Genomic DNA, 16,881 nt, shown 5'->3' with positions numbered 1-16,881 from the left:
ATGGACCATGGCCGAAACGGAAACCACCACACTCTACGAAGCGATTGGCGGCGACCCGACGGTGCGGGCGCTGACCCGCCGCTTCTATGAATTGATGGACACGCTGCCGGAGGCCGCCCGCTGCCGTGCCGTGCATCCGCCCGACCTCTCCGGCAGTGAAGAGAAGTTTTACGAGTATCTCACCGGCTGGCTCGGTGGCCCGCCCATCTATGTCGAGAAACGCGGCCATCCGATGCTGCGCCGCCGCCATTTCGTCGCCGAAATCGGGCCCGGGGAGCGCGACGAATGGCTGCTGTGTTTTAGCCGCGCGCTGGAAGAGACCGTCGCCCACCCAAAGCTCCGTGAGATCATCCTCGAGCCGATCACCCGCCTCGCCTTTCATATGCAGAACAAGGAATAATCTTCGATGTCGCACAGCGGATTTCGTGCAACGACGCTTTTTGTTGCCGGCCTGATGGGCCTGACCGGCGTTGTCAGCGCTGCCGGCGCCTCGCACGGCACCGACCCGCGGCTGCTCGCCGGCATTTCCGCCATGTGCCTGGCACACGCTCCGGCGCTCGTTGCACTCTATGCCGCTTGGCCGAGCTTTCGCACCGCGCCGGCTGCGGCCCTGCTGATCGCGTTGGGAACGGCGCTGTTCTCGGCAGATCTCGCCATGCGCCACGTGACCGGCCAGGGCCTGTTCCCGATGTCGGCGCCACTTGGCGGCACGACTATCATGGCCGGCTGGATCGCCATCTCGCTCGGCGCTTTCCTGCCAAGAAAGACGGCCTAGTCCCAAACGCATTCACCTCCCGGAGGCAGCCATCCGGGAGGTGAAGACCTTTCGGCTAGAGCCGTTGCGTCATTTCCGCAGGACCACTTCCGTCCCGCAAAGCAATCGGATCAGGCGCCTTCGACGGCCGAAAATCCTTCGAATTTCGGCGGGCCGAGATACATCGCCCTGTTGTCGCCGGCGCTTTTGTGAGCCGCGCGAAAATTCTCCGACTTCGTCCAGGCCGAAAAGGAATCCCTGTCCTTCCAGACCGAGTTCGAGACGAAGAGCGTGTAGCCTTCTTCCGGCACGCTGTCGCCGCGCAACAGATGGAAGGAAACGAAGCCCGGCATTTCCGAGAGACTGGAATCGCGCCCCTTCCAGACGGCTTCGAAAGCTTCTTCGTGGCCGATGGCAATCCGGAAACGGTTCATGGCGACGTACATGCTGGCCTCCTAGGCGCTTTCTTTCTTGCGGGCAGCGTCGTTTGCTGCACGCGGGAAGGCGAGGATAGTTCCTTCCTTCGGCTCTGCAAGCCCGAGCGGATCGCGAACCGGCGGACGGGCCTGCCAGGTCGGGAACTCAGCGACATTGGTGTGCTCGTCGAGCTTTCGTGCCCGGCGCGTCAGGATCTCATAGAGTTCGGGCACCAGGCCATCGCCCTGCTGCGCCGCCAGCTTGTGCAGACCGATCATCATGCACAGGTCAGGACGTTCTTCGTTCATTTGCAAACTCTGTCTGTCTCGGGAGTAACGTGAGGGGTTATCGTTCGTCACGGCCGGTGGTGAGGTCCTGCAGCGCCCGCTCCAGGCTCGACTTCGAGCCGTTGCGCAGCGGCACGAAGGCCTTGCCCCACTTCTTGCAGCCGGTCTTCACGCGAAGACACGCGTCATGGCTGATGCAGTCGATCGGGCAGAAGACGCAATCGACGGAGGGAAGCACCCGGTCGATGCGCGAAACCGCCTCACGCAGGCCGCCATCATGGTGCAGCAGTTCGGCACCGAAGGAGCTGGCGATTTCGCGGAGGTGCGCCACCTGACAATCACGGCCGCCGACATATAGGAAGCTGCGCCCTTCGAGCGTCGCCTTTCCGGCTGCCTGGCGAGTCTCGGCCGGTTCCGAGTCCGAGCGACCCTTGCCATTCTTTGCCGCATTCTGGTGACGCTTGCCGCGCATGCAATCCTCTCCGTTTCATCGTGCGACAAGGGTTGTCACTGGCAACCGGTCGCATCGGGAAATCCTCTCGACACACACCCTACGGCTGCGTGACGAGCGCAACCTATTAAACTTGAAAATCGGAGTAAAGTATAAACATGACTTTTTTCATCATATTTTTTGGAAGGAAAAATCCCCATCGCGACCGCACGCGGGGGCATCACGTCCTGCCCTCAGTTAACGGACATGGGAACGGTGAAGCTCCAACTGTTCTTACCCGAGCCGGCCGGGAAGGCAGCAAAGGGTGCGGCACTACGAACCGAATCGATGGCAGCCTTGTCGAGGCGATCTGACCCGGAGCTGCGGACAAGATTGACGCTCGCCAAGCCGCCGTTGGCCGCCACGACAAACACCACGGTCGCGGCATCGCCCTCGCCGCTGCGGATACTGCGTGCCTTCCTGTTGAACGCGCGCAGAACCTTCGAACGAACCTTGCCCTTGTAGTTTTCAACGCCTGCGTTCCCGATGACCGCTGCCGCTTGCCCTTGGCCGGTCGCAGCCGTCGTGTTGCCGTTGATTTCGCCGTCCGCCTGTCCCTTGACCTGGGTCTGCGCCTGCTCACCCTTGTCGCCGGCCTTTTTGCGGGTCACTTTCTTCTTCTTGACCGGCTCTTTTTTCGGCTCCGGCTTTTCAACCTTTTCCTTTTTCGGCTCCTCGATCTCCGGCTTCTCTTCCGGCACCACCGTTTCGACCGGCGCAACGCTTGCCGTCACGACCGCTTCGGCGACCTGCAAGGCCGGCATTTCCTCGGCCGGCAGAATAACGTCCGCCTCCGTGGCAACCAGATCGTGCGGCTGTTCGGCGACGATTTCCGGTGTAGTCGAGGTGACGTCCTCGACCGGCGTAATTTCTTCCGGCTTCACCTCATCGGGCACATCTTCGGTCGGCTCGACAATTTCCGAGGGGTCTCCGGCCTGCAGTGTTTCCGCGAACGCGTCGCCGAGAATGGCGACCTCTGTCGTAACACCACCAATCATCAAGTCGGGCTCGTCCTGTGGCGGCGAGGAGCCGAACAGCGTCGCCAGAACGACGCCGTGCGTTGCGAGCGAAATGACAGCCGCCCCGGTCCAGAAAACGATACGCTTCATTGCAGCCTTACCTTCGTCGCCCCTGGCGACGCATGTTCCATGCTCAGATCGTGCGGCCCCGCCTCAACCCTTGAGTTCGACCGCCGACTTCGAGCCGGTCTTGATCCCGCTCATGCAGGCACCCGGCTGAACCCCGTCGCCGACACAGGCCGGGGCATCATTGATCAACAGGCTCTTTACCGCATCGCAATTGGTACCAGGCAGATCGAACTGCCGAACCTTGGTCTTGCCGGCGGGAAGATCACGGAAGTCGAGCACCGCCATGCGTTCGACCAGCCCCTTCTGATCGAAGATCACGAACTCGAACGAAACCTTGCTGAGCGATTGGGCAAAAGCATTGCCGGCGACGAAAGTGAGCTTGCAGCCCTTCTGCGACGGCGCAACCTCATTGAGCTCGATCGACAGACCTCCGGCCGGCGCAGCCTCCTGCGCCTTGACTGCGCCTGCGGCCAGCAGGGCCGCAAAGGCAACGGAAACAATCGGGAGGCTGGAAAGCTTCATATCGTCATCACTCCAAAGGATTGAGCGCACCATCGAACGAAGCTCGCACGCCCCTTGTCCACAAGCCGGCAACAACTAACTTGAGTTCTTAAGTCCGGTATTGCGTCCATAAATAAATATGAGTAATGAAGTCAAGATAGTAAACGAATTGCACGGCAGGAAATGCGGGGAAATCCAGCGCGGCCTGCCCCTCGAAACGGCCGAAACGCAGTGAGCAACGACAATAATCTCGCCCGCCCATCTGAACTGCCGACGCTGGCAGGGCGCGGGCAACGGATTATCGAAAGCCGCGAACTCTTCGGCAGCGAAAACGAGATCCTCATTTCCCACGACGGCGCGATCTACCGCATGAAGATCACCCGCCAAGGCAAACTGATCCTGAACAAATAGGCAGACGAAAATGACCGAGAGCCTCCGCCCCACTCCTTCTGAAATCCGCGCCTACCGCGCCGAGAACCCGAAGATGCGCGAGCGTGATATCGCAGCCCAGCTGGGCGTATCCGAGGCTGCTCTCGTTGCGGCAGAATGTGGGCTGACCGCCGTGCGCATCGATGCCGATGCCAACCGGTTCCTGTCGCGCGTCGAAGACCTCGGTGAAGTGATGGCGCTGACCCGCAACGAAAGCGCCGTGCACGAAAAGATCGGCGTCTACGAAAAGATCACCACCGGCGAGATGGCCAGCATCGTGCTTGGCGAGCAGATCGACCTGCGCGTCTTCCCGAGCGCCTGGGCCCACGCCTTTGCCGTGACGAAGACCGACGACAGCGGCGAGGCCCGCAAGAGCCTGCAGTTCTTCGACAAGTGGGGCAATGCGGTGCACAAGGTGCACCTGCGCGCCGCCTCGAATGTCGAGGCCTATGACAAGATCGTCGCTGATTTCCGCCTCGAGGACCAGTCGCAGGAGTTTACCGCAGACGCGAGCGTTCCGGCTGGCGACGACAAGCCGGAAACCGTGGTCGACGTCGCCGAACTGCGCGACCGCTGGACGAAGATGACCGACACGCACCAGTTCCACGGCATGCTGCGCAAGTTGAAGATCGGCCGGCGCCAGGCGCTCACCAACATCGGTGACGATTTCGCCTGGCAGCTCGATCCGTCGAGCGTCGAAGCCATGATGCGCGCGAGCGCCGAGGTCGAACTGCCGATCATGTGCTTTGTCGGCAATCGCGGCATGATCCAGATCCACTCCGGCCCGATCGAAAAGATCGCACCGATGGGCCCCTGGCTGAACGTCATGGACCCGACCTTCCACCTGCACCTGCGCACCGACCACATCGCCGAGCTCTGGGCCGTGCGCAAGCCGACTGCCGACGGCCATGTCACCTCGATCGAGGCGCTCGACGCCAAGGGCGAGATGATCATCCAGTTCTTCGGCAAGCGGAAGGAAGGTCTCGCGGAGCGTCCCGAATGGCGCTCGATCGCCGAGGGCCTGCCGCGCCTCGAAACGACAGTTGCTGCCTGAGGAAACTCAATATGATCACCGGTCTCGACTTCCGCCGCCTGCGCCGTTGGGAACTGGCGCTTGCCGCCTTCGCCCTTTCGGCGCCGTTCCTGCTGCCTGCCTTCGCGCCCGGCGCGCCGTCCTTCATCCGGCCGGCCATGGCCGAGGATATGCAGAAGGCCGACGTTTCACGCGTCGTTTCCGTCGGCGGAGCGGTCACCGAGATCGTCTATGCGCTCGGCGAGGAAGGCCGCCTGGTCGGCCGCGATTCGACCAGCACCTATCCGGAAGCGGCCAAGAAGCTTCCGGATGTCGGCTACATGCGTCAGCTCGCACCGGAAGGCATCATCGCTGTCAACCCGAGCGCGATCCTCGCGGTTGAAGGCAGCGGCCCGCCTGAAGCGCTCGCCGTGCTGAAGGAAGCCAATATCGCCTTTGCCAGCGTGCCCGAGACCTTCGACAAGGCCGGCATCCCCGCCAAGATCCGTGCCGTCGGTGCCTTCCTCGGCGTCGAGGAGAAGGCCGAGACGCTGGCGAAGTCTGTCGAGGCCGATCTCGATGCGGCCGTCGCAGAGGGTGCTGCCCGTCCCGAAAGCGAGCGCAAACGCGTGCTGTTCATCTTGAGCACCCAGGGCGGCAAGGTCATGGCGTCGGGAACCGGAACGGCCGCCAACGGCATCATCGAGCTTGCTGGCGCCGTCAACGCCGTCGGCAGCTTCCCCGGCTACAAGGCGCTCACCGACGAAGCGATCGTCGAAGTCAAGCCGGACGTCGTCTTGATGATGGACCGCGGCGGCGAGCACTCCGCCAAGGCAGACGAACTCTTTGCCCTGCCGGCAATGAGCCTCACGCCTGCAGCCAAGAACAAGGCGCTGATCCGCATGGACGGCCTGCACCTGCTCGGCTTTGGCCCACGCACGGCAAGCGCGGTGCGCGACCTGAACACCGCCATCTACGGGAAGAAGGCCAATGCCTCGCAGTGAGGCGTTGGACCGCGGCATGCGCCTGCCGGCTTTCGCCGCCGATATCCGCAAAGAGTGGCGCGCGGGCAACCGCTCGCGGCTGGCGCGTCTCGTCATCGCCGCCCTCGTCGTGTTTGCGCTTGCGATCTTCGTCGGCTCGATCATGACGGGTGCTGCCGATGCGTCGCTGCCGAACGTGCTGCGCTGGCTGGTCGGCGCCGCCGATGCCGACCAGGCCCTGAGTGTTCGCGATCGCATCATCATTCTCGACATTCGCCTGCCACGTGCAGTCCTCGGCATGCTGGTCGGTGCCTCGCTCGCCGTTTCCGGCGTCGTCATGCAGGGCCTCTTCCGCAACCCGCTGGCTGATCCCGGCCTCGTTGGCGTCTCCTCTGGCGCAAGCCTCGGTGCCGTCCTTTTGATCGTACTTGGCACCGCCACCTTCGGGCCGCTTTTCGCGCTCTTCGGCTTTTACGCGCTGCCGGTTGCGGCTTTCGCCGGCGGCCTTGCCACGACGCTGCTGCTCTACCGCATCGCCACCCGCGGCGGCCAGACGTCGGTCGCCACCCTGCTACTTGCCGGCATCGCGCTCGGCGCACTCACCGGTGCAGTCACCGGCGTGCTGGTGTTCATGGCAGACGACAAGCAGCTGCGTGATCTGACCTTCTGGGGCCTGGGTTCGCTGGCTGGAGCCAACTGGACGAAGATTGCCGCCGCCGCGCCGATCATCCTGGCTTCGCTCGCGGTGACGCCATTCCTTGCCCGCGGGCTGAACGCCATCACGCTTGGCGAGGCTGCGGCCTTCCACATGGGCATTCCCGTACAGCGGTTGAAGAACGTCGCCATCGTCAGCGTTGCGGCTGCCACCGGTGCGTCCGTCGCCGTCAGCGGCGGCATCGGCTTCGTCGGCATCGTCGTGCCCCACCTGCTGCGCCTCGTCATCGGCCCGGATCATCGCTATCTGCTGCCCGCCTCGGCGCTGCTCGGCGGCACGCTTCTGATCCTTGCCGACATGATCGCCCGCACCATCGTCTCCCCGGCGGAACTGCCAATCGGCATCGTCACCGCCTTTATCGGCGCGCCCTTCTTCCTCTGGATCCTGCTGCGCGGCCGGTCAAACCTGGGGTTCTGAGAGATCACCATGATCAGTGTTTCCAATCTTTGCGTGCGTCTTGCGGGGCGACAGGTCATCAACGGCGTTTCGCTCGAAGCACTGCCCGGCGCCCTGACGGCGATCGTCGGCCCGAACGGCTCCGGTAAGACGACAACACTGAAGGCGATTTCAGGCGAATTGCCATCGTCCAACGGCACGATCCGCATCAATGGCCGCGACCTGCGCGGCCTGAAGCCCTGGGAACTGGCGCTGTTGCGCGGCGTGCTGCCGCAATCGACCGTCATCTCCTTCCCCTTCACCGTGCGCGAAGTGGTCCGGCTCGGCCTTGCAGCCGGCGTCAATTCAGACCCCGCCGTGCATGACCGCATCTGCGCCGAGGCGTTGGAGGCCGTGGATCTCGCCGGCTTTGCAGGCCGCTTCTACCAGGAACTGTCCGGTGGCGAACAACAGCGCGTGCAGCTCGCCCGCGTCCTTTGCCAGATCACCGATCCGGTCAGCGACGGCGAGCCGCGCTATCTCCTGCTCGACGAGCCCGTGTCCAGCCTCGATATCCGCCATCAGCTCGGGATCATGCAGCTTGCGCGTCAGTTCTGCGAACGCGGCGGCGGCGTGGTCGCCGTCATGCACGATCTCAACCTGACGGCGATGTTTGCCGATCGGATGGTGATGATGAAGGCCGGCAAGGTGCGCGCCTGCGGCACACCACGCGAGGTCCTGACCGATGAGATCATGGAAGCCGTCTTCGGCTGCCGCATGCAGGTCGGCGCCACGCCGCCGGCGCACGTACCGTTCGTCCTGCCGCAAATGGCGTCGCTCTGACGCCAGCACCAGGAATTCGCGCAACGGTCAAAGAACCGGCGCCATTTCTCCGAAATCCCGGGTTTCGGCCCAAGGTCAAGATTTAACGAAACAATTTCCGCACTTGTGCGTTGTTCTCCTCAAGCACCGACATGGGATTGTGGTTGTACCCTGTCGGCTGCCCGAAACAGCGCCGACCGCTTTGCGGTCGGCGCATCGGTGAAAGGGAGTATCGATCATGTCCCCAGGCCTCTTCTCAGGTTCGTCCGCACGCTCGGCAAAGAGCAACGGCAAGCTGTCCGAGATTTCTGTCGAAGAACAGCTGAGCGAATTGCGCAACGACGTGGCGACGCTCGTCGCCCTGCTCGCCGAGCGCGGCTCCGCGGCATCGAAGGAAGCGCGCAGCAAGGCGCATGATGCACGCGAGCAGGCCGAGGCCGGAATTCAGGAGTTGCTGGCAAGCGGCGAGGAAATGCTGGCCGAGCTGCGCGAGCGTTACGCCGGCACTGAAAAGCAGGTCCGCCAGACCGTGCGCGAACATCCCTTTGCAACGCTCGGCGCCGCAGCCTTGATCGGCCTGGCGATAGCGGCCCTCCTTCGCCGCTGACTTGGGCATGCAGGCATGGGCAGCGGATGGGCGCGCCCGATAGAAATGCCTGCACCATCAAACCGGACCGGCAGGCAACGGACCTGCCGTCCGACACCGCCAGCAATCAGGAGCAAGCATGGGACCATTGACGGCAGCCCTCGCAAGCCTGTTGGCCGCCGATATCGGCGCCACCGCCTCACGTGTGAAGCGCAACGCAGCCCTGTGGGTCGTCATCGGGCTGCTGCTTGCTACCGCCTATGTTTTCGCGCTGGCGGCCAGCTTCCTTTTTCTCAGCACGCTCTATTCCCCTGTCGTCGCTGCCACAGCTCTTGCGGTTTCGCTGGTTGTCACGGCACTGATCCTGATCGGCATCCTCATGGCCTTGCAGAGCCGCGATCGTCGGCTTCAGGAAGAGCGTCGCCGCCGCACCGCCATGCAAACCAATCTGACGCTTTTGGCCGCCGCCGGCATCCTGCGCAAGCAGCCGCTGCTCGCCGTCGCCACGGCCATTGCCATCGGTGCCTTGCTCGGCACGGGCAAGAAGCGCCGCCGGAGGCAGCAGGATGATTGAGACGTCGATGACCGAGGGGCTTTGAACCGAGAGCGCGAAGCCCTGGTCGGGCCACTACAGCGGCAGGCGGATGAGGGCGGTGACCCCGGCGGCAAGATACTCCACCTTGACCGAGCTCCCGAGCACCTTGTCGAGACTGCGCTCGATCAGGATCGAGCCGAAGCCACGCCGTTTCGGCTCACGCACGGGCGGACCGCCAACCTCCGTCCAGGTGAGGTGAAGTACGTTGTCACCGTCTTCGACCACGTTGCGGGCAGTCAGGACCACTTTCCCCTTCGCCACCGACAGTGAACCGTACTTGACCGCATTGGTCGCCAGTTCGTGCAGCACCAAGCCTAGCCCGACCGCCTGGTCGGGACCGAGCGATATCTCGTCCTTGTGGATTTCGATCTGCTCGGCATAGCAACTGACATGCGGCAGCAATTGCTTGGCAATCAGGTCGGCAAGCCGGATCGTGCCCCACTCGTGATCGGACAGCAGTCCATGCGCTTCCGATATCGCCTGAAGCCTGCCGGCAAAGGCGGTCATGAATTCCGCCGGGTCGCTCGTCTGGCGCAGCGTCTGGCGCGCGAGCGACTGCAGCATCGCCAGCGTGTTCTTCACCCGGTGGTTCAATTCCTTGAGCAAAAGTCGAGTGCGCTGCACCGAGGCCTGCTGGTCGGTGACGTCGATGGTGACGCCGATGAAGGTGAGCGGATTGCCCTTGGGGTCACGTTCGTGCACCCGGCCCCGGCCAAGCAACCAGCGGCCGGTATCGCCGATGCGGAACATGCCGTCATACTCGTCGTCGGCTTTCATCGCCTGACGAAGCTTCGAAAAGGTTGCGCCACGGTCATCGACATTGATGGCGCCGAAGATCTCCTTGGCACCGACGGAACTGTCGGCCGGTAGGCAGAACATGCGCTTCATCGCGCTGTTGCCGGCGATCGCCCCGGAGCGGATATCCCAGAGCCAGCTGCCGATGTTCGCCGCTTCGAGCGCCATGGCGTGCCGCTGCTCCTCGCGTGACAGAGCGGCTTCCTTGAGCGCGCGCCGACGCGCTTCATCCTTGAGCTTGAACAGCGAGGCGGCAAGACCGGCGAGCCGGCGCAACTGCTCGACCAGAGGCTCAGGCACGTTGTCGCGAGGCTGAACGTCAAAAACGCACACGGTACCCACCACCTGCCCTTCGACCACGATGGGCGCGCCGGCGTAAAAGCGCAGGAACGGTGGGCCGACGACGTGGTGCCGGCGCATGAAGCGCGGATCTGCCGTGGCATCCAAGACGACAAGACTGGTCTCGGCCCCATCGGCGGCCGCATGCAGGCAGAATGATTGATCCGAAGGCGCACGGGTCTCGGTGGTGCCGACGGCCGCCTTGAACCATTGCCACTCGCGATCGATCAGCGTCACCAGGGCGATCGGCGCGACGAAAAGGCCGGCGGCAATGTCGACGATGCCGTCGAAATCCGGGTCCGGAACCGCCATGTCGGGCACCGTCGCATGCAACACGGCAAGGCGCTCGGGCGCATCGAGCAACCGCGTGACGGGCGGATCGTTCCTCTCAGTCCTCACATGCATCCGGTCTCATTTCCCACTTTGAACGGGACGGGGAAAACTGCGTGCAGTCTCCCACCCGAACGCCGGCCCTCGAGGGTGGTTGGCCCCGCAATCGGAGTGACCGTACATCTGCCGGTCGGCGACGGCAATCATGCCCATTGCCTCTCGATCCGCAATCCGCCGGTGAAACCAGGGCACCCTTGTTCTTGCGACGGTACCCTGGCCGAAAACTTCTCTCAGGAAACGAAGGCACGCGACGTGATCGGAGCGGAGGTTTCATCCGGACCGTAGTCGTTTTCGCCTTTGACCTGCAGGATATCCTGTAGGCGCTGGCGCGCGCGGTTGACGCGGCTCTTGATCGTTCCAAGAGCGCAGCCGCAGATGGTCGCCGCCTCCTCGTAGGAAAAGCCGGAAGCGCCAACGAGAATGATTGCTTCGCGCTGGTCGGGTGGCAGCATATCGAGCGCACGCCGGAAATCCTGCAAGTCGAGCGAGCCATATTGTTCCGGATGGTGGGCGAGCGACTCGGTGAAGTGCCCGTCGCTATCCTGCACCTCGCGCCCACGCTTGCGCATCTGGCTATAGAGCTCGTTGCGCAGGATCGTGAAGAGCCAGGCTTTCATATTGGTGCCCATCTCGAAGTGATCCTGCTTCGCCCAGGCCTTCATGATCGTGTCCTGCACCAGGTCATCGGCCCGGTCATGGCGGCCGATCAATGACATGGCGAAGGCACGCAAGCTCGGCAAAGCGGCAAGCATCTCTCGCTTGAAATCATTCTTTTCGGACGACATTCTGGCGCTCACTCCCTGCCCTGCAGTATCGATTGCTGCTCGGCCGCGTCGAGTTTTTCCAGAAGATCGAGAAAACGCGCGGGTATCGCCTCTTCCTGCACGGACTGATAAAGCGCCCTCAGCTTTGCTGCGATCTGCGCATTCGGGTCTTCTGTCCATGAGGTCGCGCCGGTAATCCGCCCTGCCCCTTTTTTATATTTCATTTTGAAACTGTCGCCTTCGTGTGTCCATAGCCGCCATAACGCCTTTGAAAATTGAAATGTTCCCTCACGGAACCTTTTTTTGCGCGCGGCGTTGTCGAAATGTCACCGTAAAACGATTTTCGAGGGAGTTCCCCTATGACATTGTCCACGCGGATCGCACCGCTCCTGCCGTATCTGCGCCGCTACTCGCGGGCGCTCACCGGCTCGCAGACGTCAGGCGACGCTTATGTGGCCGCCGTTCTCGAAGCGTTGATCGCCGATACGTCGATTTTCCCGGAGGCAAGCAACGACCGTGTCGGCCTGTTCCGGCTGTTCACGTCGCTCTTTGGCTCCTCGACCGTCCTTGTGCCGGAACCTGTCTCTCCCTTCGCCTGGGAACAACGCGCGTCGATCAATCTCGCAACCGTCTCCCCCCTTGCCCGCCAGGCCTTCCTTCTGGTCTCGGTGGAAGGTTTCCGGCCTGAAGAGGCCGCAGAGGTTCTCGACGTCTCCACCGAAAAGGTCGGCGGCCTGCTCGACCGCGCCTCTCAGGAAATCTCGCGCCAGGTCGCGACCGACATCATGATCATCGAAGACGAGCCGCTGATCGCCATCGATATCGAGCAGATGGTCGAAAGCCTCGGTCACAGGGTCACCGGCATTGCCCGTACGCGTGACGAAGCCGTCGCGCTCTATAAGCGCACGCGACCGAGCATGGTGCTTGCCGATATCCAGCTCGCCGACGGCAGTTCGGGCATCGACGCGGTCAACGACATCCTGAAGACGAGCGCCATTCCGGTGATCTTCATTACCGCCTTCCCGGAACGACTCCTGACCGGCGAGCGCCCGGAACCGACGTTCCTCGTCACCAAGCCGTTCAACCCCGACATGGTCAAGGCGCTGATCAGCCAGGCGCTGTTCTTCAACGAATCGACCAGGGCGGCGGCCTAAGTGCCCGGGTCATTTCGTCGTTTCGACGAAGCGGCGAAATGACCCGACCCTGTTAAGTTCAGCCATTCCTGATGCCGCGCCGGGGTCGCTTCTCCGGCGCTTTTTCATGTTGCCGGTCGCCTTTTGCTACATTTTCTGCCTGGTGATGACTGGCGCGGCCCAGAAACACGACAGCCAGTGCCGAGGGATGGCACTGGCTGGTATGTGCAACTCACTCGGGGATTGGTGAGTTGTAGGCCGGCGGGTCTGCCTCCGGCGCCGCATTGGGGGCTATGGGCGCCACCGTCCGGTCACATGGACAATGCGCGACGGCGTGAAAAGTTCCATATCTTGGCTGCACTTCCATCGCGCAGGCGTCACTGCATCTTGTCGAGCTCGTGACGGTGGCGGTAGAGCGCCAGGAAGCGGCGATAGTCGCGATCGTAGCCGTCGCGAAGTCCCGTATTCGGCAAGCGCTCGTGTCCGTTCGAGGCCATTTCCGCACCGGCCGCAGCAAGGTCCGCGTGAATGCCGCCGGCCACTGCCGCCGCCATCGCCGTTCCGAGCAGCACCGCATCCGGCGCTTCAGGCGCCACGACACGGCAGCCGGTGACATCGCAATAAAGCTCCATCAGCAGCGCGTTGCGAACATGGCCGCCGGTGACATGCAGCGTGTCGAGCTGATAGCCGACCTCCCGCATCATCTCGAGGATATGTCGAATGCCAAGCGCGATCGCAACGCAGGTGCGCCAGTAGAGGCGGCAAAGCGCGTCAAAGGAGGAATCGAGCGGCAACCCGCTGATGACACCGAGCCCGTGCGGGTCGGCAAGCGGCGAGCGGTTGCCGTGAAAATCGGGAAGCACATGCAGACGGTCCGCGAAGGCCGCCCCCTGCTCCGCCCGCAGTTCCTGCACCCGGGCAACGATCCGGCCATGGGTCTCGGCAGTCGGCTCTAGACCGCCGCCGTGCAACCTGACGATATGATCGAGCAAGGCGCCGGTCGCCGATTGCCCGCCCTCTATCAGCCAGGCACCGGGCAGAACCGCCTCGAAGTAGGGCCCCCACATGCCGAAGCCCGGTTTCATGTCCTTGGAGAACGCGACGATACAGCTCGACGTACCGGCGATCAGGGCAAGCTGCCGCTCAAGCTTCGCCGGCTCGCCGATGAAACCACCCACGACACCGAGCGCACCGGCATAGGCATCGATCAGCCCCGGCGCCACCTGGCAACCCGCGTCGAGGCCAAGCTCGGCAGCCGCCGCGGCACTCAGATGGCCAACCGAACCACCGATTGGCAGCGTTTCTTCCGGCAGTCCACCCCGTTCGATAAGGTCCTCGAGCCCGATCTTTTCAAGGTAGTCAGGCTGCCAGCCGCGCCTCTCATGCGCGAGATAGTTCCATTTCGCCGTCAGCGTGCAGCGCGAGCGCGCGACACTGCCCGTCGCCCGCCAGGAAAGATAGTCGGCGAGGTCGAAGAAGAAGCCGGCCTTTTTCCATTGTTCCGGCAGATTGCGCTTCAGCCACATCAGCTTCGGCATTTCCATTTCCGGCGACATCACCCGGCCGGAAAAATCGAGCACCGGATGGCCGGTCGAGGTGACGAAATCAGCCTCGACGAGGGCCCGATGGTCGAGCCAGACGATCGTGTCCCAGCGTGCGTCCCCCTTGCGGTTGACCGAAAGGGGCTTGCCATCACGGTCGCGCACCACGAGCGAGCAAGTGGCGTCGAAACCGATGGCGGCAACGGTTTGCGCAGCGATGCCGGCCTTGGCCTTCGCCGCCTTCACGGCGCCGCAGACGGCCTTCCAGATATCTTCGGAATCGTGCTCAGCGTGGTTTTCTTCCGGCCGGTTCATGGCAACCGGCAGGTCGGCACGCGCAAGCAGCGTGCCCTTGCCGTCAAAGATACCGGCGCGTGCACTGCCGGTACCGACATCGACCGCAACGACATATTCCCGCATCAATGAAAGTCCCGCCCCCTGGATCACGGCGATCTGGGCCGGCGAGACCCATGATCACCCACGCAATCGATTGTCTTAAGTCAGAGCGGGGCGCAGGCGGAAAGCCGCTCGCACGTTCCTCATCCCGCTCTCGCTCCGTCCCTGCTATCTGCCGACAAACTGTAACAATTCGCCCATGTCGTCAAACAACACGTCCGGACTGAGATCGGCGAGACTTTGCCGGTGTTTGTCGGTGCGCGCGTGGCTGCCGCCGGCAAAGCCGAAAACCCGCATGCCGGCAGCCTTCGCCGCTTCGATGCCCGCCGGACTGTCTTCGACCACGACGCAATCCCTGGGCTCGAAGCCCATCTCCCGGCTTGCATGCAGGAAGAGATCGGGCGCCGGCTTGCCGTGCTTCACCATGGTGGCGGAGAAGATATTGGGCTCGAAAAGATCGATGAGCCCGGTGACCGTCAACGACAGGCGAATGCGCTCGGGTTGGCTGGAAGAGGCGACACAGCAGGCACCCGTGAGACCTTCGACGGCTCTCCGGATGCCGGCAATCGGCTGGAGCTCGGTGCGAAACCGCTGATAAAGGCGCAGGCGCATGCCTTCGAGAAAGGCATCGTCAGTGGCGAGCCCGTATTCGTCGTGCAGGATCGCCGACATGCTCTTCAGGCTGCGACCGAGGAAACGCTCCGTCGCCTCCTCAGTGGTCATCGAAACGCCGGCCGCCGACAGCACGTCCACCAGAACTTCCAGCGAGATCGGTTCGCTGTCGACGAGCACGCCGTCACAGTCGAAGATCACCAATCCGGACGCAGCATCCGCCATCACACCTACCCCTTGCAGCGCCCAGCGCCCTGGAAGCGCGCCAAGGTCGCGGCAACACTTTGATCTGCTGCATAATTTCAGCCGCGCTGGGAAACTATGCCGCTAGCTTTCCGTCCAGATAAAGCTGGAGCGTATCGCGCGTACCCTTTTCCCAGAGGGTTTTCAACGCATGGCTGAAACGGCGCCGGAAAAGATCGGATCGTGCCACATCGCCAAAGATGTCGCCAAGCGCCAGAAAGGCCATCGGATCGTCCTTGGCGGCCAGTGCCGCCTTGTTCAGGCGGTCGGCATTGTGGTCGTTGAAGACGATCGGCTTGCCGCTGTCGGAGGTGCCGGCAAAGTAGCGGCACCACAGCGCCGAAACGAGCGCGAGGCCGACGACATCCTCGCCGCGTGCCAACCGATCGGCGGTCGACGGCAAGATGAATTTCGGCTGGCGGTTGGAGCCGTCCTGGGCGAGCCGCGGGATCGTGTCGCCGATCTTCGGGTTGAGGAAACGTGTCTCGATCAGCTTGTAATAGTCCCCAAGGTTGGTGTTCGGAACGGGCGGGATGACCGGAATGATCTCGTCGTGCTCCAGCTTTGCGAGAAAGGCGCGGATCAGCGGCTCTTCCATTGCCTCATGCACGAAATGGATGTCGAGAAGGGCCGCCGGATAGGCGATCGCCGCATGGCCGCCATTGAGGATGCGGATCTTCATGTGCTCATAGGGTGCGACGTCGGGCACGAACTGGACGCCAACCTTCTCAAGCGCCGGCCGGCCGAGCGGGAAATGGTCCTCGAGCACCCATTGCTTGAACTCTTCGCAGAACACCGGCCAGGCATCCTCGATGCCGTAATCGTCGGCGACGATGCCGATCTCGCGTGCACCGGTCGCCGGCGTGATCCGGTCAACCATGCCGTTCGGAAAGGCGACATTGGCGTCGATCCAGTCGGCAAAGGCCGGATCGAATAGCCGTGCGAGCCCGGCGACCGCCGCATGGGTGACTTCGCCGTTGCCGGGAATGTTGTCGCAGGACATTACCGTGAAGGGGGGAACGCCCTGGTCCTTGCGCGCCTTCAGACCGGCGACGATCAGACCGAACACGGTTTTCGGCGCGGCCGGGTTTGCCGCGTCGGCGACAATCGCCAGATGGGCTGGATTGAAGACGCCGGAGGCCGGGTCGATGAAATAGCCGCCTTCGGTGATCGTCAGCGAGACGATGCGGATTGCCGGGTCGGCAAGCCTGCCGACGATTGCCTGGATGTCACCGGGTTCAAGATAGTCGATCATCGCGCCGGTGACGTGGGCGCCCGTGCGGTTGTTGTCCTGCTCGACCACCGTGGTCAGGAAATCCTGCGCCGCGAGCTTCGCCCGCATCGCGGCATCGGAAGGCAGAACGCCGGCACCGATGATCGCCCAGTCGCGATCGTGGCCGGCATTGAAGAGATCGTCGAGATAGACGGCCTGGTGTGCCCTATGAAAGTTGCCGACGCCGAAATGCACGATGCCCGCTGTCAGTTGCGACCGATCGTAGTTCGGCACGCCGGCTTTCGCCTTGATCGTGTCGAGGGCGGCAAGTGAAAGTTTGGTCGTCATGATCCCGTATCCTTTTCGAGGCCTAGAGCATCCCGCTTTCACGTGCGATCACT

At 63.0% G+C, this 16,881-nt stretch carries 21 protein-coding genes; 10 read left to right on the top strand and 11 right to left on the bottom strand.

Features of this window, described 5'->3' with window-relative positions; genetic code table 11:
* The first annotated feature begins 7 nt into the window (after positions 1-7).
* Together MKZ91_RS21765 and MKZ91_RS21760 are read left to right on the top strand one after the other, a co-directional pair.
* Positions 8-400 (top strand): globin domain-containing protein, encoded by a 393-nt coding sequence (locus MKZ91_RS21765; protein WP_336173117.1) that lies wholly within the window; start codon positions 8-10, stop codon positions 398-400.
* Between the two features lie 6 nt (positions 401-406).
* Positions 407-775 carry a DUF423 domain-containing protein gene (locus tag MKZ91_RS21760; RefSeq protein WP_336173116.1) on the top strand — a complete coding sequence of 123 codons (369 nt, stop codon included), beginning with the start codon at positions 407-409 and terminating at the stop codon, positions 773-775.
* A 110-nt stretch (positions 776-885) separates the two neighbouring features.
* Here the strand turns inward: MKZ91_RS21760 and MKZ91_RS21755 are convergent, their stop codons facing one another.
* From MKZ91_RS21755 to MKZ91_RS21735, 5 genes are all read right to left on the bottom strand, one after another.
* Positions 886-1,200: an antibiotic biosynthesis monooxygenase family protein gene (locus tag MKZ91_RS21755; protein WP_336173115.1), complete on the bottom strand. Its 315-nt coding sequence runs from the start codon at positions 1,198-1,200 to the stop codon at positions 886-888.
* 9 nt (positions 1,201-1,209) lie between these two features.
* Positions 1,210-1,479 carry a hypothetical protein gene (locus MKZ91_RS21750; protein ID WP_336173114.1) on the bottom strand — a complete coding sequence of 90 codons (270 nt, stop codon included), beginning with the start codon at positions 1,477-1,479 and terminating at the stop codon, positions 1,210-1,212.
* Between the two features lie 37 nt (positions 1,480-1,516).
* A complete protein-coding gene (locus MKZ91_RS21745; RefSeq protein ID WP_336173113.1) occupies positions 1,517-1,930 on the bottom strand; it encodes a DUF2325 domain-containing protein in 414 nt (137 codons plus the stop codon).
* A gap of 212 nt (positions 1,931-2,142) precedes the next feature.
* Positions 2,143-3,057 (bottom strand): TonB family protein, encoded by a 915-nt coding sequence (locus tag MKZ91_RS21740; protein ID WP_336173112.1) that lies wholly within the window; start codon positions 3,055-3,057, stop codon positions 2,143-2,145.
* A gap of 63 nt (positions 3,058-3,120) precedes the next feature.
* The gene (locus MKZ91_RS21735; RefSeq protein ID WP_336173111.1) at positions 3,121-3,558 is read right to left on the bottom strand and encodes a hypothetical protein; all 438 of its coding nucleotides are present in this window, start codon (positions 3,556-3,558) and stop codon (positions 3,121-3,123) included.
* A gap of 255 nt (positions 3,559-3,813) precedes the next feature.
* Here MKZ91_RS21735 and hemP point away from each other — a divergent pair, with 255 nt between their 5' ends.
* The 7 genes from hemP (at position 3,814) to MKZ91_RS21700 (ending at position 9,033) form a co-directional block, all read left to right on the top strand.
* Positions 3,814-3,948, top strand: a complete 135-nt coding sequence (gene hemP, locus MKZ91_RS21730; protein WP_336173142.1) for a hemin uptake protein HemP — start codon at positions 3,814-3,816, stop codon at positions 3,946-3,948.
* Between the two features lie 10 nt (positions 3,949-3,958).
* Positions 3,959-5,020 carry a hemin-degrading factor gene (locus MKZ91_RS21725; RefSeq protein ID WP_336173110.1) on the top strand — a complete coding sequence of 354 codons (1,062 nt, stop codon included), beginning with the start codon at positions 3,959-3,961 and terminating at the stop codon, positions 5,018-5,020.
* An 11-nt stretch (positions 5,021-5,031) separates the two neighbouring features.
* Positions 5,032-5,982, top strand: a complete 951-nt coding sequence (locus tag MKZ91_RS21720) for a heme/hemin ABC transporter substrate-binding protein (protein ID WP_336173109.1) — start codon at positions 5,032-5,034, stop codon at positions 5,980-5,982.
* On the top strand, positions 5,969-7,093 hold the full coding sequence (locus tag MKZ91_RS21715; RefSeq protein WP_336173108.1) for a FecCD family ABC transporter permease: 1,125 nt from the start codon (positions 5,969-5,971) through the stop codon (positions 7,091-7,093). The genes MKZ91_RS21720 and MKZ91_RS21715 overlap by 14 nt, the downstream gene beginning before the upstream one ends.
* Positions 7,094-7,102: 9 nt before the next feature.
* Positions 7,103-7,894, top strand: coding sequence for a heme ABC transporter ATP-binding protein (locus MKZ91_RS21710; RefSeq protein WP_336173107.1), 792 nt, complete (start codon positions 7,103-7,105; stop codon positions 7,892-7,894).
* Positions 7,895-8,111: 217 nt separating this feature from the next.
* Positions 8,112-8,480: a hypothetical protein gene (locus MKZ91_RS21705; protein ID WP_336173106.1), complete on the top strand. Its 369-nt coding sequence runs from the start codon at positions 8,112-8,114 to the stop codon at positions 8,478-8,480.
* A 118-nt stretch (positions 8,481-8,598) separates the two neighbouring features.
* Positions 8,599-9,033 carry a hypothetical protein gene (locus tag MKZ91_RS21700; RefSeq protein ID WP_336173105.1) on the top strand — a complete coding sequence of 145 codons (435 nt, stop codon included), beginning with the start codon at positions 8,599-8,601 and terminating at the stop codon, positions 9,031-9,033.
* 54 nt (positions 9,034-9,087) lie between these two features.
* Here the strand turns inward: MKZ91_RS21700 and MKZ91_RS21695 are convergent, their stop codons facing one another.
* The 3 genes from MKZ91_RS21695 to MKZ91_RS21685 form a co-directional block, all read right to left on the bottom strand.
* Positions 9,088-10,593, bottom strand: coding sequence for a sensor histidine kinase (locus MKZ91_RS21695; RefSeq protein WP_336173104.1), 1,506 nt, complete (start codon positions 10,591-10,593; stop codon positions 9,088-9,090).
* A 215-nt stretch (positions 10,594-10,808) separates the two neighbouring features.
* Positions 10,809-11,363 carry an RNA polymerase sigma factor gene (locus MKZ91_RS21690; protein ID WP_336173103.1) on the bottom strand — a complete coding sequence of 185 codons (555 nt, stop codon included), beginning with the start codon at positions 11,361-11,363 and terminating at the stop codon, positions 10,809-10,811.
* An 8-nt stretch (positions 11,364-11,371) separates the two neighbouring features.
* Entirely contained in the window at positions 11,372-11,566 is a 195-nt protein-coding gene (locus MKZ91_RS21685; protein ID WP_336173102.1) for a NepR family anti-sigma factor, read from the bottom strand.
* 135 nt (positions 11,567-11,701) lie between these two features.
* On the opposite strand from MKZ91_RS21685, the gene MKZ91_RS21680 reads away from it, so the two are divergent.
* On the top strand, positions 11,702-12,496 hold the full coding sequence (locus MKZ91_RS21680; RefSeq protein ID WP_336173101.1) for a response regulator: 795 nt from the start codon (positions 11,702-11,704) through the stop codon (positions 12,494-12,496).
* Positions 12,497-12,852: 356 nt separating this feature from the next.
* Here the strand turns inward: MKZ91_RS21680 and MKZ91_RS21675 are convergent, their stop codons facing one another.
* From MKZ91_RS21675 to MKZ91_RS21665, 3 genes are all read right to left on the bottom strand, one after another.
* The gene (locus MKZ91_RS21675; RefSeq protein ID WP_336173100.1) at positions 12,853-14,436 is read right to left on the bottom strand and encodes an FGGY-family carbohydrate kinase; all 1,584 of its coding nucleotides are present in this window, start codon (positions 14,434-14,436) and stop codon (positions 12,853-12,855) included.
* A gap of 144 nt (positions 14,437-14,580) precedes the next feature.
* Entirely contained in the window at positions 14,581-15,249 is a 669-nt protein-coding gene (locus MKZ91_RS21670; protein ID WP_336173099.1) for an HAD family hydrolase, read from the bottom strand.
* A 94-nt stretch (positions 15,250-15,343) separates the two neighbouring features.
* Positions 15,344-16,828, bottom strand: coding sequence for a mannitol dehydrogenase family protein (locus MKZ91_RS21665; RefSeq protein WP_336173098.1), 1,485 nt, complete (start codon positions 16,826-16,828; stop codon positions 15,344-15,346).
* Positions 16,829-16,881 lie beyond the last annotated feature (53 nt).

The sequence above is a fragment of the Ensifer sp. MJa1 genome, from assembly GCF_037026475.1.
Taxonomy (GTDB): Bacteria; Pseudomonadota; Alphaproteobacteria; order Rhizobiales; family Rhizobiaceae; genus Ensifer.
This window is presented reverse-complemented; position numbering and strand designations above follow the sequence as displayed.

What these genes read in the sequence shown, in the direction of transcription:
- MKZ91_RS21700 (WP_336173105.1), top strand. Translation starts at nt 8,599, where the DNA reads ATGGGACCATTGACGGCAGCCCTCGCAAGCCTGTTGGCCGCCGATATC.
- MKZ91_RS21715 (WP_336173108.1), top strand. Translation starts at nt 5,969, where the DNA reads ATGCCTCGCAGTGAGGCGTTGGACCGCGGCATGCGCCTGCCGGCTTTC.
- MKZ91_RS21710 (WP_336173107.1), top strand. Translation starts at nt 7,103, where the DNA reads ATGATCAGTGTTTCCAATCTTTGCGTGCGTCTTGCGGGGCGACAGGTC.
- MKZ91_RS21705 (WP_336173106.1), top strand. Translation starts at nt 8,112, where the DNA reads ATGTCCCCAGGCCTCTTCTCAGGTTCGTCCGCACGCTCGGCAAAGAGC.
- MKZ91_RS21685 (WP_336173102.1), bottom strand. Translation starts at nt 11,566, where the DNA reads ATGAAATATAAAAAAGGGGCAGGGCGGATTACCGGCGCGACCTCATGG.
- MKZ91_RS21755 (WP_336173115.1), bottom strand. Translation starts at nt 1,200, where the DNA reads ATGTACGTCGCCATGAACCGTTTCCGGATTGCCATCGGCCACGAAGAA.
- MKZ91_RS21750 (WP_336173114.1), bottom strand. Translation starts at nt 1,479, where the DNA reads ATGAACGAAGAACGTCCTGACCTGTGCATGATGATCGGTCTGCACAAG.
- MKZ91_RS21690 (WP_336173103.1), bottom strand. Translation starts at nt 11,363, where the DNA reads ATGTCGTCCGAAAAGAATGATTTCAAGCGAGAGATGCTTGCCGCTTTG.
- MKZ91_RS21720 (WP_336173109.1), top strand. Translation starts at nt 5,032, where the DNA reads ATGATCACCGGTCTCGACTTCCGCCGCCTGCGCCGTTGGGAACTGGCG.
- MKZ91_RS21760 (WP_336173116.1), top strand. Translation starts at nt 407, where the DNA reads ATGTCGCACAGCGGATTTCGTGCAACGACGCTTTTTGTTGCCGGCCTG.
- MKZ91_RS21675 (WP_336173100.1), bottom strand. Translation starts at nt 14,436, where the DNA reads ATGCGGGAATATGTCGTTGCGGTCGATGTCGGTACCGGCAGTGCACGC.
- MKZ91_RS21665 (WP_336173098.1), bottom strand. Translation starts at nt 16,828, where the DNA reads ATGACGACCAAACTTTCACTTGCCGCCCTCGACACGATCAAGGCGAAA.
- MKZ91_RS21695 (WP_336173104.1), bottom strand. Translation starts at nt 10,593, where the DNA reads ATGCATGTGAGGACTGAGAGGAACGATCCGCCCGTCACGCGGTTGCTC.
- MKZ91_RS21765 (WP_336173117.1), top strand. Translation starts at nt 8, where the DNA reads ATGGCCGAAACGGAAACCACCACACTCTACGAAGCGATTGGCGGCGAC.
- MKZ91_RS21735 (WP_336173111.1), bottom strand. Translation starts at nt 3,558, where the DNA reads ATGAAGCTTTCCAGCCTCCCGATTGTTTCCGTTGCCTTTGCGGCCCTG.
- MKZ91_RS21680 (WP_336173101.1), top strand. Translation starts at nt 11,702, where the DNA reads ATGACATTGTCCACGCGGATCGCACCGCTCCTGCCGTATCTGCGCCGC.
- MKZ91_RS21725 (WP_336173110.1), top strand. Translation starts at nt 3,959, where the DNA reads ATGACCGAGAGCCTCCGCCCCACTCCTTCTGAAATCCGCGCCTACCGC.
- MKZ91_RS21740 (WP_336173112.1), bottom strand. Translation starts at nt 3,057, where the DNA reads ATGAAGCGTATCGTTTTCTGGACCGGGGCGGCTGTCATTTCGCTCGCA.
- MKZ91_RS21745 (WP_336173113.1), bottom strand. Translation starts at nt 1,930, where the DNA reads ATGCGCGGCAAGCGTCACCAGAATGCGGCAAAGAATGGCAAGGGTCGC.
- MKZ91_RS21670 (WP_336173099.1), bottom strand. Translation starts at nt 15,249, where the DNA reads ATGGCGGATGCTGCGTCCGGATTGGTGATCTTCGACTGTGACGGCGTG.